Annotated in this window: 12 protein-coding genes; 8 read left to right on the top strand and 4 right to left on the bottom strand. The window is 44.1% G+C overall.

What is annotated here, in order from left to right; genetic code table 11:
• Positions 1-38: 38 nt before the first annotated feature.
• From RSJ42_RS11275 to RSJ42_RS11265, 3 genes are all read right to left on the bottom strand, one after another.
• Positions 39-749, bottom strand: coding sequence for an SAM-dependent methyltransferase (locus tag RSJ42_RS11275; RefSeq protein WP_410507384.1), 711 nt, complete (start codon positions 747-749; stop codon positions 39-41).
• A gap of 456 nt (positions 750-1,205) precedes the next feature.
• Positions 1,206-1,460 (bottom strand): PRC-barrel domain-containing protein, encoded by a 255-nt coding sequence (locus RSJ42_RS11270; protein ID WP_410507383.1) that lies wholly within the window; start codon positions 1,458-1,460, stop codon positions 1,206-1,208.
• Positions 1,461-1,606: 146 nt separating this feature from the next.
• A complete protein-coding gene (locus RSJ42_RS11265; RefSeq protein WP_410507382.1) occupies positions 1,607-3,985 on the bottom strand; it encodes a CDC48 family AAA ATPase in 2,379 nt (792 codons plus the stop codon).
• 739 nt (positions 3,986-4,724) lie between these two features.
• Here RSJ42_RS11265 and RSJ42_RS11260 point away from each other — a divergent pair.
• Complete coding sequence (locus RSJ42_RS11260; RefSeq protein WP_410507381.1) at positions 4,725-5,495, top strand: NAD+ synthase; 771 nt, start codon at positions 4,725-4,727, stop codon at positions 5,493-5,495.
• A gap of 220 nt (positions 5,496-5,715) precedes the next feature.
• Here RSJ42_RS11260 and RSJ42_RS11255 read toward each other — a convergent pair whose 3' ends face one another.
• Positions 5,716-7,002 (bottom strand): DUF1743 domain-containing protein, encoded by a 1,287-nt coding sequence (locus RSJ42_RS11255; protein ID WP_410510360.1) that lies wholly within the window; start codon positions 7,000-7,002, stop codon positions 5,716-5,718.
• Between the two features lie 153 nt (positions 7,003-7,155).
• Between RSJ42_RS11255 and RSJ42_RS11250 the strand changes: the two genes are divergently transcribed.
• From RSJ42_RS11250 to RSJ42_RS11220, 7 genes are all read left to right on the top strand, one after another.
• On the top strand, positions 7,156-8,142 hold the full coding sequence (locus RSJ42_RS11250) for a transcriptional regulator (RefSeq protein WP_410507380.1): 987 nt from the start codon (positions 7,156-7,158) through the stop codon (positions 8,140-8,142).
• A 149-nt stretch (positions 8,143-8,291) separates the two neighbouring features.
• Positions 8,292-8,900 (top strand): phosphoribosylglycinamide formyltransferase, encoded by a 609-nt coding sequence (purN, locus tag RSJ42_RS11245; RefSeq protein WP_410507379.1) that lies wholly within the window; start codon positions 8,292-8,294, stop codon positions 8,898-8,900.
• 381 nt (positions 8,901-9,281) lie between these two features.
• On the top strand, positions 9,282-10,520 hold the full coding sequence (gene glyA / locus RSJ42_RS11240; protein ID WP_410510359.1) for a bifunctional serine hydroxymethyltransferase/L-allo-threonine aldolase: 1,239 nt from the start codon (positions 9,282-9,284) through the stop codon (positions 10,518-10,520).
• 24 nt (positions 10,521-10,544) lie between these two features.
• The gene (locus RSJ42_RS11235; RefSeq protein ID WP_410507378.1) at positions 10,545-11,408 is read left to right on the top strand and encodes a bifunctional methylenetetrahydrofolate dehydrogenase/methenyltetrahydrofolate cyclohydrolase; all 864 of its coding nucleotides are present in this window, start codon (positions 10,545-10,547) and stop codon (positions 11,406-11,408) included.
• Between the two features lie 1,065 nt (positions 11,409-12,473).
• Positions 12,474-13,700, top strand: coding sequence for a dihydropteroate synthase (gene folP, locus RSJ42_RS11230; RefSeq protein ID WP_410507377.1), 1,227 nt, complete (start codon positions 12,474-12,476; stop codon positions 13,698-13,700).
• 2 nt (positions 13,701-13,702) lie between these two features.
• Positions 13,703-14,317 carry a methylenetetrahydrofolate reductase C-terminal domain-containing protein gene (locus RSJ42_RS11225; RefSeq protein WP_410507376.1) on the top strand — a complete coding sequence of 205 codons (615 nt, stop codon included), beginning with the start codon at positions 13,703-13,705 and terminating at the stop codon, positions 14,315-14,317.
• 456 nt (positions 14,318-14,773) lie between these two features.
• Complete coding sequence (locus tag RSJ42_RS11220; RefSeq protein ID WP_410507375.1) at positions 14,774-15,652, top strand: methylenetetrahydrofolate reductase; 879 nt, start codon at positions 14,774-14,776, stop codon at positions 15,650-15,652.
• Positions 15,653-15,654 lie beyond the last annotated feature (2 nt).

The raw sequence follows: 15,654 nt of genomic DNA, 5'->3' as shown, positions 1-15,654 counted from the left end.
GGGCCAATAAGGCAGTGCGCCCCCGGAAGAATCTTAAATTACAATTTTTCCGCTACGAGTGCGATAAGATTAAAGTATTTTCCACCTTCGGCTTCCATCATTCCAATATCTCTGCGGGCATATTCGTTATCACATGAAAGCCAGTCCTGCCACGCTTCATTTAAACACTTCAATTCCTTACATTCTTCTATCCTGACAGAATCTGCTTTTTTCCATAAATTATACCACCAGTCTCCGGAGTGTAGAGTCAAAGTCATGTCTTCAAACCAGAATGGCTGCATCTCTGCCGGGACTCCGTCTGTAAACTCCTTTTTCAACCCCGGGACTGCAATTGCTATTTTTCCTCCTTTTTTAACAAGCGGGGCAAGGTGTTTTGTTAAGTAATCTTCTTCAATCCCAAAATAGTGGTATGCATCCACACTTATAGCGACATCAAAATATTCCTGTGCAAATGGCAAATCATGTGCTTCTGCATGTACTGGTATTATTTTATCTTCCATACCCATTGACTTAATTCTTTCATAGTTTTCCGTTGCACTGATCCAGAGGTCGGTAGCAAAAACAGTAACTCCGTACTCTTTTGCGAGGAAGATCGAAGTTAGCCCTTTCCCGCATCCGAGGTCAAGTACTCGCATGCCTTTTTCAAGCTGCAGGGTCTCCAGGAGTTCTTCAATGATCCTTATCGCGTTTGGTCCCATCATATTCTCTTTTACAAAAGCAGTATCGTACTTGCTGGATTTTGTAAACATTGCCTTAACCTTCCACTTTTTATCTTTTCCACACTGGTCTATACAGCTTGGCCTTTATATTTGCTTCTTTTTCTTCTTTTGGCAGAAAGAGCATGGAATGTAGACGAAACAGAACGGATAAAAACAGAAAGAGCTTGGGAAGTGATAAAAGCAGAAATAGATTTCTTGTTTGTTCTTTTCTTTTTTGTTCAGGAAAGGCCGCTCTCCTTCGTCGAGCGTGACAAGAACGGTTTTGTATAGCGAATGAGATTGCATGGGCTAGAGATATTCATAACTTTATCTTTTTCAGTACACTCTTAAATTATATCAATATTACCTCAACCCAAAAATTAGTCCTCTTGAGGGAGCCAAGCGACCGAAAAGGACTTCGTGCTCCCGAAGCGAAACTCGGGTGCCGAAGCGAAACTCGGGTCTGAAAAGGAAAGGAGACGCAATTTCCTTTCCCTATTCTTCAATTTATGCCCTTGCTTTCATTTTGTCTATGATAATATAGTCTTTGATGGCGCTTACGGAGTCAAAAGGAATCAGGATGTAGTTGTCCTCTTTTTTGTATCTTGATACGTCAAAGGTGGGATTCGGGCTGACCATAAGGTCAATGATGCGCCCTCCTTTGATTTCAACTACAATATTGCTCAGAGTTCCTATTTCAGTTCCGTCGGTAGCCATCACCTGCTTGTTGAAGAGGAGGTTTCTTGCAAATACTTTAGACATTCTTATCTGGTCTCCATGCTCAGTGTTATGCGGGATTTGGATAAAGCCGGCTTTTCTGTTTAAATACTTTTACTTTCTATATTTATTTAGATTGGATCGGTATACTTTATAAACTCTTCCTTTTTAAGAGTTCCTCATTTAAATTCTTACCTGTATCCGATCAATCCGGCTGTCTCTACCGGTCTCTGTCCTCCTTTGAACTGTTCCTCTATCTTCTCATAGAACTGGGCGATATTCTCGGTAATTGTGGGTTTTACTTTCTTAAGAGCTTCCCTGAAATGCCTCATCTCAATCGCTTCAACATCGAAGTTCTCTCTCAGGGCAAACATTACAGCCTCTCTGCATACTGCTTCTATGTCAGCACCCACATATCCTTCCGTTATGCTGGCAAGTTCCTCAATGTCAACATTCTCTGCAAGAGGTATATTCTGTGTGTGTATCCTGAAGATCCTCAACCTGCCCTTACGGTCAGGCGCCCCTACATAAACCAGCCTGTCAAAACGGCCAGGGCGCAGGATTGCAGGGTCAAGCAGGTTAGGGCGGTTAGTTGCGGCAATTATGACCACATCTTTAAGAGTCTCAAGCCCGTCCATTTCGGTCAGAAGCTGGTTAAGCACCCTTTCCGAAGTCCGGCTGTCAGTTGATTCCATGCCCTGCATGGCTGCAATAGAGTCGATCTCATCAAAGAAGACAACACAGGGAGAGACCTGCCTTGCTTTCTTGAAGGTTTCCCGAATTGCTTTTTCTGACTCCCCAAGCCATTTCGAGAACATCTCCGGCCCTTTGACGCTTATGAAATTGGCATTTGACTCTCTGGCAACAGCCTGGGCTATAAGAGTCTTTCCGGTTCCCGGAGGGCCGTATAGCAGGATCCCCTTTGGAGCCTTTATGCCCATCTTGACAAATTTTTCCGGGTTTTTAATAGGCCATTCAACAGCTTCGATGATTGAGTGCTTTGCTTCATCAAGGCCTCCCACATCATCCCAGCCAACGGACGGCATTTCGACAAAAATCTCTCTCAGGGCTGAAGGTTCGGCTTCCATCAGTGCATCTTCAAAGTTCTTTTTGGTGACAATGATCTTCTCCAGTCTTTCCGGAGGAATTGTATCTATTTCCAGGTCAAGGTCCGGGAGGTTTTCCCTGAGACACCTCATTGCTGCTTCCTGCACGAGAGCCAGAAGGTCTGCTCCTACAAAGCCCTGCGTCCTCTCGGCCAGGGACTTGAGGTACAGGTTTGTCTTCTCTTTCTTTTCTCTCTCCATGGCAGTTTCATCGAAATCCATCCCGATCTCCGGTCCGGCTTCGATCAGATCTGCAGATTCAATCTCAGTTCCCGCCTGGGGTTCGGTTACCTCTAACTCTTCGTCTTTTTCAATCGGCATGCCCCTTGTGTGGATTTGCAGGATCTCGTACCTGTCTTTGGTGTCCGGTACTCCGATATGGATTTCCCTATCAAAGCGGCCTGGTCTCCGGAGTGCAGGGTCGATAGCGTCCACACGGTTGGTAGCCCCTATGACCACAACCTGCCCCCTTTCCTCCATTCCGTCAAGAAGTGTCAGGAGCTGGGCAACCACTCGCCTTTCCACTTCTCCTGTCACGTTTTCCCTTTTCGGGGCAATGGAGTCGATCTCATCAATGAATATAACCGAAGGAGCGTCCTGGGTTGCCTCTTCAAAGATTTTTCTTAACCTTTCTTCACTTTCCCCGTAGAACTTTCCTACAATCTCAGGGCCGGCAATGTAGTGGAAGCTTGCCCCGGACTCGTTTGCCACAGCTTTTGCAATCAGGGTTTTTCCGGTTCCGGGAGGGCCGTAGAGGATAACTCCTTTCGGAGGCTCTATGTTAAGGTGGGCAAAGAGTTCAGGGTGCTTCATGGGCATCTCAATCATTTCGCGGACGCGCATGATCTCGTCGCCCAGACCTCCTATGTCTTCGTAGGTGGTAACGCCCCTTGTTGCCTTCTCATAGCCCTGTACAGGCTTTTTCCTGAGCTCAATGTTAGTGGTTTCCGTGATAAGGACAATTGTGTTTCCGGGGTCTGTCTCTACAGCAACCAGAGGGATTACCTGGCTTGTAGTCAGGGATTCCGTCATTGGCTGAGACATTGAGTTTATAATCGGAATTATGTCTCCCCTGAATACAGGCCTTTTCAGGATATGCCTTTTTATGATCTCATTTGCATGTTCCCCAAACTGCAGCTCAGGTCCTCCCTGCGTCATGCTTTCCGGAAGCGCCAGAATTAGTTTCTTTGCTTCCGGAGCATCTACTTTTTTAATGGTTACTTTCTCCCCTATGGAAACCCCGGCGTTTTGCCTGATGAAATTATCAATGCGCACAATCCCCTGTTCCCAATCCTGCCTGTCTGCTCTCCATACCTTTGCTGTGGTTTTTTTCTTTCCCCTTATCTCCACAATGTCGCCTGGTGAGAGCTGAAGCTTCAGTAGTGCTGTTGGGTCAAGCCGGATAATTCCTCTTCCAAGGTCAATCGGATACGCCTTTTCGACCTTCAACTGTATTTCTTCCATGGATCATCCCGAAAATAGTTGTCTTTTTGATTATAATTGATTGTAATCATGTCTGATAATGGTATAGAAACGAAGGAATAACGTTTTTTTGAATTTTCCGGATCAAATATTTCTTAACTGTCGTTTTTTCATAGATTAAGCAGTTCTTAACTGTCCATTTCTATATTAGATGCTCTTTTTATTTTAATGCCTGTCATCCGGAAAATTTATCCTGTATATGTTACTCTGGAACATACCCTGAATCTAATATTACTCAGGAAGCTTCCAGCTGGCAATACCTATTTCAGTTTTGCCTTTCCGGAAAACATACTTTAGCCAGTTTCAAGCACCTTAAGAGCCAGATTCCGGACTCTCAAGCACCAGCTAATGGCCTAATTATATTTTACACTCAAGTATTTATATTATAATGTCCGGAAGATAAGTCTTCTATATTCCCCATTTATTAAATAAGTTTACCTTTAACTCTGTTTTCTCTGGAAGGTTAATATATTTACAGCTTCTGTGTATAAAACTGTTTAACAAGGTCTGAATTAAACTTTATGATGTTAATTTTCAGACCTCCAGTGGAATTACCTGTAATTAAATAATCGGTTCGAAATAATCGGATTCAATTCGAATAGCTGAACTATGTTCTAAATAATCGAATTACGTTTGAAATAATTGAATAGCATTAGAAATAATCTGATATTATTCAAAATAATCGAATCCTTATTATCCACAGACTCCAGGAACTAAAAGTATGGATCTTGAAAAAGCACAAAACAGGATTATTGATTTTATCCGGGACAAAACTGACAGAGCAGGTGTAAGCGGGGCAGTTGTAGGCATCAGTGGAGGAATTGATTCCGCCCTCACAGCAACTCTTTCGGTCAAAGCCCTCGGAAAGGACAGGGTTCTTGGCATTCACATGCCTGAAAGCAGCCTTACCCTTGCTTCTGATAGCGAAGATGCCAGAACTCTGGCAGACTGGCTCGGGATAGAGTACCGGACAATTGACATCTCAGGCATTATTTCAGCTTTTATGGCTGCTGTTCCGGGAAGCGAATCGTCAGACCGTCTCACAAAGGGAAACCTGAAAGCAAGAACCAGAATGTCCCTTCTCTATTTTCACGCAAACCAGCTTAACCGTATGGTTATGGGGACCGGAAACAAAACGGAAATCCTTCTTGGCTACTATACAAAATACGGTGATGGAGGTGTTGACCTCGAACCCATAGGCGGGCTTTACAAGACCGAAGTATGGGAGCTTTCCCGCAGGCTCGGAATTCCGGAGCCCCTAATTACCAAAAAGCCATCTGCAGGACTATGGGCAGGCCAGACCGATGAGGCAGAGCTAGGCATCTCTTATGTAAAGGTTGATGAGGTGCTCAGAATGATTGAAGACGGTCTGGAGCCTGAGAAAATTCTGAATAGGACAGGGGTTTCTGCCGAGCAGCTGAGCTCTGTTGTCCAGCGCATTGAGAGAAACGAACACAAAAGAAAAGCTCCGCCTGTACCTGAATTGCGCTGAACTTCACAGCTTGAGGATAAGCTTGAAGATAAGCTTGAGGATAAAGGAGCACAGGCATGCAACCGCATCAAGGGGATCAGCCGGATTAAAGGAATTACAGGCAGCTGAGCCACAGGCAATATTGACCGCAGATTGAGCGTTTCAATTAAAACGTTACAGCATCCGAATAGCTTAAGTTGCAGTTTTTCCTTTCCGGGCCGGCATAAGTTACAATCTTCCCTTACCTGGCAGGATAAAGCCTTATATCCCGGCGCTTTTCTCTTGCAAGCGGCTTTGCGAGATGCCTCCTTGCGCAGGGAGGTACTTCATAAAGCCCTGTCTCAAGGTTTCTATCTGTCTCGAACATGACTTTTGAAAGGGAATGTGTCCCGCATTTTTTACAGCGGAAACCCTGTCCCTTCCCTGCGGATTTCATATGTTTTCCGCACTCGGGACACTCTGGGTTTTCCTCTCTGCAGATCGGGGCAAGGGATTTAATCTCGATTTTTTCTATATTGAGGGTTCCGGAAGTGACACTTCCCGATAGGAGGACACGATCTCCTGGAACCAGTTTTCTTATAAGTAACCTGAAGTTTTTTGTCGGTTCGAACGCTGCGCAGTCGATTTCTGCTCCCTGCCTGTCCCGGACAGCAAAGATAACGTGGCCTCCTTCAAGGGTTTTCGGGGCTGCCGAAATCGTACCTTCAAGCCTGTAGGAATGCATATCCCTGATTTCTGCTATACTCCGTGCTTGCAGAAGATGCATATCCGTCCCCTGGTTAGTCCTGTATACGGCAAAGCGCTCTACAGGTTCTGCCCTGATCAGAGATGCGGCTTTAGTTACTATCTCAGGGTTTTCTCCTCTGATCCCGAATAAGACCGGGTCTCCCGAATGAGGCACACAGACCACAAGCCTGTTTTTAAGGTCCACGGTATCCCAGGTTCCGGGATAGGTCTCCCTGTCAGCTTCAAAAAAACTCTCTTTATCCACTTCGCGCGGCGTTCCCCATTTTTCTTTCTGCCTGTAAGCCAGATGCTCGAAAGTGAAGTCCCATTTTTCAGGGTTGAGCATTGCCCCGCATGCTGCAAGGGCGCCTATCAGTCCTCTCCCGTTTTTAAAGCCCTTTGAGATGATTCCGAGTTCAGAGATAAGTTCTTTTGCTTTCTTTATTTCGATAACATCCTTTACGGCCTCTTCCAGAAAACTCATAAGGACAGGTTTGAGCCTTTCATAGTCATTTTCCCGGATAAATACCACACCGGGATTCGTCTTTTCGCACTCCATGCGTGAAAGTTCTTCTATTCTGGATGTTACATGTGCAATTACTCTTTCTGGACAGTCAGTTTTAACTTTTAAGGCAACTGCTGCGTTTCCTCTTGTTTTGTAAGGGATAGTCGGGTTGAGGCGTACAAGGAGAGGTAGGGCCTCTATATTTCCGTACTCCTGCAGTTCTTCCAGCAGCAAAGCTCCCAGATATGTGGTGCACATGCCTTCGTTTGAATCCGTATCGTCAATTCCGATGATCATTTTTCCGTATCCAGTTTTCTCCCTTAACATTTCAGCAATTGTGTTCGGGAAATATATCCATTTTCGGGATTCTCCGGCTTATTTTCTTCCTGCAAACGCTGGTAATGTAAGAGAAATATATATATAGATGTTCAAATAGAAATTGATACCGGAATGACAAAAGAAGTTCTCATACATCAAATTATTGATGTATTGGCGCGTGCGGGTTTTGCACTCTCCGACCGTTGTAATATACGCCCGAGGAGCTTTGACGTTGCCGCACGGAAAGATGATACATTACTACTTTGCAAGGTTTTATTTAATATTGACGGCCTGAACGAAGAAACAGCAAGAGAGATGAAATATCTTGCTGAGTATCTTGGAGGCTCCGCTATCGTTGTAGGAGCCAAGACAAGGGACCAGATGCTTGAAGACAGCGTTGTCTATATGCGTTATGATATTCTTGCCCTGAACGTCCAGACTTTACACGACTATTTTGTTGAAAATATCAGGCCGCTGGTATCGGCAGCACCCGGAGGGCTTTATGTCTCCATAGAAGGAGACCTCCTGAAAAAGGCAAGAACCAACCATTCCATGTCTCTCGGGACACTGGCTTCAATGGTAGGGGTTTCGAGGAGAACTATCAGTAAATACGAAGAAGAAGGCATGGATGCGTCGATCGATGTTGTTCTCCAGCTTGAAGACATTTTCGGGGTAGAACTGGCAAAGCCCATAGATATCCTGAAATCCTGCGGGAGCAGAAAGCCAAGGAAGAAAGCAGAACCTGAAAACGAAGAGCCCAAGGCAAAACCCGGCGCACTTTTGCCTGAAGACATGATCCTGAATACAATTTCAATGCTCGGGTATGATGTCCTCCCCACGGCTCAGGCGCCCTTCAAAGCCATCTCAAGGGATAAGTCTTCAGTAATCCTTACAGGTGTGAGCGAATTCAATACAACCGTAATCAAGAGGGCTCACCTGATGAGCAGCATTTCCTGCATAACGGAAACGCAGTCCGTGTTCATAATTAACGGGCGTTCCAAACTGAAATCCGTTGAAAACACGGTGCTTATAGAAAAGAAAGAGCTCGATACAATAAGTGATTCTCAGGAGCTTCTTGATTTCATAGAGGAGCGCAAGGACACCCACAGCGGAGCATAAACCGTTCCTGACCGTTTCTCTCCCCTTCCGTATTCGGAGGAAAGCTTGAGGCAAACCTGTTTTCTTTTTCTTCAATTTTCTTCAGGCTTTTACAGGCACTATGAAACTCCAAAAGCCTAATATATCACTGTTTCAATCTAAAAGCCTCGATGACAGTAAAGATTGCAGTGCTGGTCTCTGGACGGGGCTCAAATCTCCAGGCGATCATAGATAGCATTGAAAAGGGCTACATAAAAAACGCGGCAGTTAAGGTGGTTATCTCCAACAAAGCCGATGCTTATGCGCTCGAACGTGCAAAAAAGCATGGAATCAGTGGCGTCTTTCTTGACCCTACAGGGCTTGACAGGGCTGAATATGACAGGGAAATTTTAAGGGTTCTTAAACAGTACGATACTGATCTTCTTCTCCTCGCAGGGTATTTCCGGCTTCTGGGAACTGAGATTATTGAGGCATACAGGTACAGGGTCCTTAACATCCATCCCTCTCTTCTTCCTGCTTTCAAAGGGCTTCATGCACAGAGGCAGGCTTTTGAGTACGGAGTAAAGGTTGCCGGCTGCACTGTGCACTTTGTGGATGAGGGTCTCGATTCAGGTCCTATCATCATCCAGAGGTGTGTGCCCGTGCTTCCGGAAGATACGGAAGAAACCCTTACTGAAAGGATTCTGGAGCAGGAACATATTATCTATCCTGAGGCTGTCAGGCTTTTCGTAGAAGGTAAACTTAAAGTTGAGGGCAGGAACGTAATAGCCCTTGATTAATCCTTAAACAGGCAGAATCTGAAAAGCGTACCAAAACGGAACAGCTTTTACCCATTAGTTAATTCATTAATACTCTGATGGTTATAAGTACATGAAATTATATTACTCACGCGAAACCACGCCCCAACCGAAAGCTTTCAATATTACATAATTTTCTGAGTCTAAGGATACTCAGTCAAATAATTATAGAGCTTATCTAAAAACTCTTGAGCTGTTCAGAAATTTCAGTCTCCACTTTCATATATGTGGCTCAGTTCTTGAGATCTCAACTTATTTCACTAAAAATTTCAGAATCGCAAGCAAACTTCGCTTATTCATTCACGCTAACAAGAAACCCTTATTCGAACAAGTTTTAAATGCATGGATTACAAGGTGACAGTAATGTCTTACATTGAAAAAATCGACCCGGAATTGTTCGAGGCTATTAAAAATGAAGCCGATCGTCAGGAACACAAACTTAACCTGATTGCATCAGAGAACTATGCGAGCAGGGCTGTTATGGAAGCCCAGGGCTCAATCATGACCAACAAGTATGCCGAAGGATATTCCGGCAAGCGCTATTATGGCGGCTGTGATTTCGTTGATGTTGCCGAAGACCTCGCTATTGCCAGGGCTAAAGAACTCTTCGGAGCAAAGTATGTAAACGTCCAGCCCCACTCAGGTTCAGGTGCCAATATGGCTGTTTATTTTTCCGTACTGCAGCCTGGGGACACCATCATGTCCATGGACCTCTCTCACGGCGGGCACCTTTCTCACGGCAGCCCTGTGAGTTTCTCGGGAAAACTCTATAACATCGTGCCCTATGGGGTCAGTAAAGAGACTGAAGCCCTTGACTACGATGAACTTATGAAACAGGCAAAAGAATGTAAGCCCAGGATGATCGTGTGCGGAGCTTCAGCCTACCCCCGCGTTATTGATTTCAAGAAGTTCAGGGAAATTGCCGATGAAGTTGGAGCATACCTCCTTGCAGATATTGCCCACATTGCAGGCCTTGTAGTTGCAGGCGTACACCCAAGCCCTGTTCCTTTTGCGGATTTTGTTACCACAACCACCCATAAGACCCTTCGCGGTCCAAGGGGCGGAATGATTATCTCCAGGACTGAAGAGCTTGCAATGGGCGTAAACAAAGCGGTTTTCCCGGGTATTCAGGGCGGGCCTCTCATGCATATCATAGCTGCAAAAGCAATCGCCTTCAAGGAAGCCATGAGTGAAGATTTCAGGCAGGACCAGGCTCAGACCGTAAAGAATGCAAAGGTTCTCTGTTCTCGCCTCAGGGATAAAGGCTTTGACATTGTTTCCGGAGGCACTGACAACCACCTTATGCTTGTAAACCTTAATAATATGAATATTACAGGCAAGGATGCGGAAGCTGCTCTGAGCAAAGCCGGAATCATTGCCAACAAAAACACCGTTCCTTTCGAGACACGCAGCCCCTTTGTAACCAGCGGGGTAAGGCTCGGAACTCCTGCTTGCACCACAAGGGGTATGAAAGAAAAAGAGATGGAACTGGTCGCCGACTACATCGAGACTGCAATAAAGAATGCAGGAAACGATGCTCTGCTGTCGGAAATTAATACTAAGGTAAGGGATCTCTGTTCGAAGTTTCCCGTTTATGACTGATTGAAGAGATAGGGGGTTTACCAGTTGTCAGATGAAAGCTATGAGTCACGCATCATAGATGGAAAAGTCCTTGCACAGCAGGTCGAAGAAGAGGTAAGGACAGGCGTAGAGGATCTTGAAAGCAACCGGGGAATTACTCCAGGGCTTGCCACTATCCTTGTAGGGGATGACCCTGCATCCAGGATGTATGTCCGCCTGAAACACAGAGCCTGCGAACGCGTGGGAATTAAAGCGGAAGATTACCTGCTTCCGGCAGACGCTACTCAGGAAGAGCTCCTTTCCCTGATCGATTCCCTTAACAAAAACAGGGATGTCCATGGGATCCTGCTTCAGCTTCCGCTGCCGAAACATCTCTATCCGCAGGAAGCAATGGAAGCCATATCTCCTGCGAAGGATGCAGATGGTTTCCATCCCTATAATATGGGAAAACTCATGATAGGGGATGAGGGACTTGTCCCATGCACTCCTCGCGGAGTGATCAGAGCACTTGAAGAATACAATGTGCCTGTCAAGGGGAAAAACGCTGTTATTGTCGGACACAGCAATGTTGTGGGAAAACCAATGGCAGCTATGCTTCTAAACAGAAATGCAACCGTTTCGGTCTGCCATGTCTTTACTGATGACCTGAAAAAGTACACCATTGGTGCCGATATCCTTGTCGTTGCAGCAGGAGTAAAGCACCTTATCAAAGCCGACATGGTTAAGGAAGGCGCTGTAATCTTCGATGTGGGAATCACTAAAGAAGAAGATGGCGTATACGGGGACGTTGATTTTGAAAATGTGATAAAAAAAGCTTCTCTTATCACTCCTGTCCCTGGCGGTGTAGGCCCGCTTACAGTCGCAATTCTTATGAAGCATGTGCTTATGTGTGCAGAGAAGAGCCTTTAATTCTTTACTTTCAGGCTTTTCTTTATTTTACTTTTATTAAATATCGCTGGCTTTATTATCTTTTTAAGTATCATGATTTTCTTTTTTGTTTCTGATCTCTATAAATATCTTAAAAAACTCGCATATGATTTTTTAAGTTGTTTTCCAATCTTTGTAATGTTTTCCCTGTAGCCTTTTTATGGTTGTATCTCCTGGATCCTTTTTATTGTTTTCTATTTATAAAATCTAAAAATAACAGTATTACAGATACAGATTGATTTTCTTTTTTGCCTCAAAGCAAGTAAATTTGTTTTTTAATGGTGTGACATCAGGGATTTGACCTGTTCTCCAGGAGATGTCTTTTAAGGCCATTTCCTTAAAATAATATATATATTTTTTATTACTCCCTAAAAGGTGTTTCCTTATTGTGATAAACTAATTTTACACATCAATATTTTTATCTATCATTGAAACCTATTTTATTCTTGTCCTGTTTGCCATCAATGAATATCCCTGATTAATTCTCAAATCGAGATTAATTGCCCTGCTCTAATAAAATGTTCGGGCGCTGCAGAGGATTATTTGTTAACCCTTAAACAAATCTACCTGATATGCTTGTGGCAGCCGGATCTATCAACAGTCTTTCCCGTTTCCATATTATTTGTATCCAACCCAGGAAAAATGTCAATATCTCTATATCCCTCAATTTCCATATATAAGGTCTCCAGAAATGCTGAACTGTTGAAGTTCTTAAACTTGACCGGAAAAACCCCTGACTCCCTTTCAGATCCTCCAGTATCCAGTTCCTCAGCCGGAAAAATTATTTTTTCTTGCCAGCAGGAAGTCTTCAGGTGGTTGAATGGACGGCTTTTCAGGAACATTCACGAGTAACTGAATAATTTCTGTCTCAGTTTCAATTTAAAACGCATTAAGGGCTTCCATTCATTGATTAAAGCATTTTCGGCTTTAATTTCATTATTTAAATTATTGTAGAGGACTATAACTGCGTATTATTGCCTGTGTTATCTGTCTTTATCAAGCGTTTTGCGCTTACTGATTCAAATCTATATAGCCTGGTTGTCAAAAATGGTAATTAACACTGATATCTGCGGTATAAAAGTAGGAGACCAGTATCCTCCACATGTAATGGGTGTTATTAATCTGAGCCCTGAGTCTTTTTACGAAGGTTCGGTTGTAAACCCGGAATTCGCACTCGAGGTCGCCCGGAAAATGGTTGAAGACGGAGCGACTTTTCTGGATATTGGCGCCCGGTCAACATGGCGCTTCTCAGAGCCCATTAGCAAAAAAGAAGAACTTGACCGCTTACTCCCCGTGGTTCAAGCTCTGGAGGGCAATGTGGATGCGGTAATCTCAATTGATACCATGTTTCCCGAGATTGCGGAAGAAGTTCTTAAAAAAGGGGCCCAGGTCATAAACGATGTTTCTGGTTTTACAGCAGATCCCGGAATGATAGAAGTAGTCGCAGACCACGGCTGCCCGGCTGTAGTCATGGCTTCGAATAAAACCCCCGGAGATCCGCTGGGGATGGACTCTATTATTGAAGCCCTTGATTCCATTATACAGGCTGCTGAAACCGGCGGCATAGAGCCTGACAGCCTTATCCTTGATCCTGCAATAGGCAGATGGATGGATGAAAAGCAGCCGATTTACGATTTTGAGACACTTGATGATTTCGAACGCCTTAAGATCTTTGAAAAGCCTCTGCTTGCAGCCCTTTCAAGGAAATCCTTTATAGGAGAGGTTCTTGGAAAACCGGCAAGTGAAAGGCTTTACGGCAGTCTGGCTGCAGCAGCAATTGCTGTTTATAAAGGCGCACACATTATCCGCACACATGATGTACCCGAAACTTTTGATGTTGTCAAGCTTTCAGGAGCCCTCAGGAGCCGTCCAAGTGTTGTAAAGGGGGGCAGGTACGAGGTTTCCGTGCTTGAAGTGAAAACTCCTCAGGATGCAGGCATTGCAATGAGGAAAATTGGAGCTACAAGAATCGGTTCACAGGTAATGCAGGGAAAAAGTATCCATCTTGTTTTGAAGGTAAAAAACCTGACTACCACGGAAGCTCTGATTATAAAACAGGAAATGCTTGCAAGGGGAGGAGATGCTGCCCTTGCCAGGGATGCAGTTTCTCATGAAACGGAAGCTACCGACGTGCTCGTTATGGGTACGCTGTTGCAGTTTGAACGTCTTGCCCGGAAACTGGATGGGCAGGCTCGCTCCTTACCGCTTATCGCAGAAATGATCCGTGAATGTATTTCAAATCGGACTAACCTGGAATACCGATATTTGAGGTAATTATGATTATAACTTCAGTAAAACCCTTTGAAGAAATCTTAAAGATGTTAAAAGACGAAGATGATATTTTTATTATCGGATGCAATGTCTGCGCTGCAAAACTGAAGACAGGAGGAGAACCCGAAGTCCTTGAGATGTGCAGGAAACTCGAAGAGAGCGGAAAGCACGTAGCTGGCTGGTGTCTCCCTACAGCAGCATGCAGTATCCGGTCTTTTGACTCCCTTGTCGAGAAAAACGAAAAAATAAATGAAGCGGGCTGTATTCTTGTTATGGGCTGCGGCAGTGGAGTTTCTGCTGCCGCCAGTGTTGTGGATTTGCCTGTATACGGTTCCAATAACACACTTTCACTTGGCGGCTCCAGTGGAGGAAAATTGCTTTCTGAACAGTGTGTTATGTGTGGGGACTGTACCATAAGCCAGTATGGAGGCCTCTGTCCTAAATCCCAATGCCCCAAAGCACTCCTTAACGGGCCCTGCGGAGGAGCTGTGGACGGTATGTGTGAGGTCAACAGGGAGAAAAATTGTGTGTGGTCTCTTATTTATGATCGACTGAAAAAAATCAACAGACTTGATCTTCTTTATGTTACCCATGCCCCTCAGGAGCATGGCCCTAAATAATTTTATTGTTAATATTTTCATTTAACAATTTAAATTTTAGTGACCCTCTTAATCGGTCTTTTTTATTCTTTTTCTTTTAAAACCGGGCCAGCATCTTGAAAATAATCCTCCTCTTGAAGATAATCCTCCAACTTAAAAATAATCTCACATCTTGAAAATAATCCCTCCTCTTAAAATAATCCTCCAACTTAAAAATAATCTCACATCTTGAAAATAATCCCTCCTCTTAAAATAATCTCACATTTAAAAATAAAAGTTTTTATTGAACCACTTTTACCATAAGTATATACTAACTCAACCCAATAAGAGTCAATAATGAAAAATAAATATATTTTTAAACCGCAAATTAATCCCTGATTAATCATTTTTTAGTAATTAAGAGGCTCGATTTCTTTACATTATCAGGGTCCCAAGTAGTATGGCTTTAAATAATTTCATCTCTAATATTCTTATTTAATGCTCTTTAATTTTCGTGAAAAACTGAATTCCAGAAAATTTCTGGTCACTGCTGAAGTCTCTCCTCCTAAGGGGACAAGATTCTCAGCTTATCTTGAGGATGCCCGACAGTTAAAGGATATTGCAGACGCTCTGAATGTTACGGACAACCAGTGCTCAATTATGCATATGAGTTCTCTGGCTTTTAGCAAGCTCCTACTTGACGACGGACATGAGCCTATCATGCAGCTTACCTGCCGGGACAGGAATAGAATAGGGCTTCAATCCGACCTTCTGGGTGCGTATGCACTTGGAATAAGGAATATCTGCCTGATGTCCGGAGACTTCCCTACCTGTGGAGACCATCCTGGCTCAAAGCCTGTTTACGACCTTGACTCCGTACAGCTCATCGAACTTGTGAGGAAACTCGATTCAGGCATTGACTTTGCAGGAAACAAACTGGATGGAGGGACCTCTTTCTGTGCAGGGGCAGTCTCGGGCATAGACCCTGAAAAGACAATGCAGCTAATAAAGCTTGAAAAGAAGGTCAGATGCGGGTCTGACTTTATCCAGACACAGGCTGTATATGATGTGGGCATGTTCGAGGAGTTTATGGAAGCTGTAAACCATCTTGAAGTGCCTGTAATCGCAGGTTTGATTCCTCTGAAGTCCCTGGGTATGGCTAAATATATGAATGAAAATATCTCAGGAATTCATGTGCCTGAAGAAATTATGCTTCGAATGAAAGATACGGATTCTCCTATGGAAGAGGGCCTTTTGATAGCGTCCGAAACTATAAAGGAACTGACAAAACTCTCACGAGGGGTCCATATCATGCCAATCGGGTCTCATAAAAATACTCCAAAGCTGCTTACCATGGCAGGGATTTCTCAAAAATAATA

Source organism: Methanosarcina hadiensis, assembly GCF_046529725.1.
GTDB lineage: Archaea > Halobacteriota > Methanosarcinia > Methanosarcinales > Methanosarcinaceae > Methanosarcina > Methanosarcina hadiensis.
Note: the sequence above shows the minus strand (reverse complement) of the source record. Positions and strands in the feature narration are given on the sequence as shown.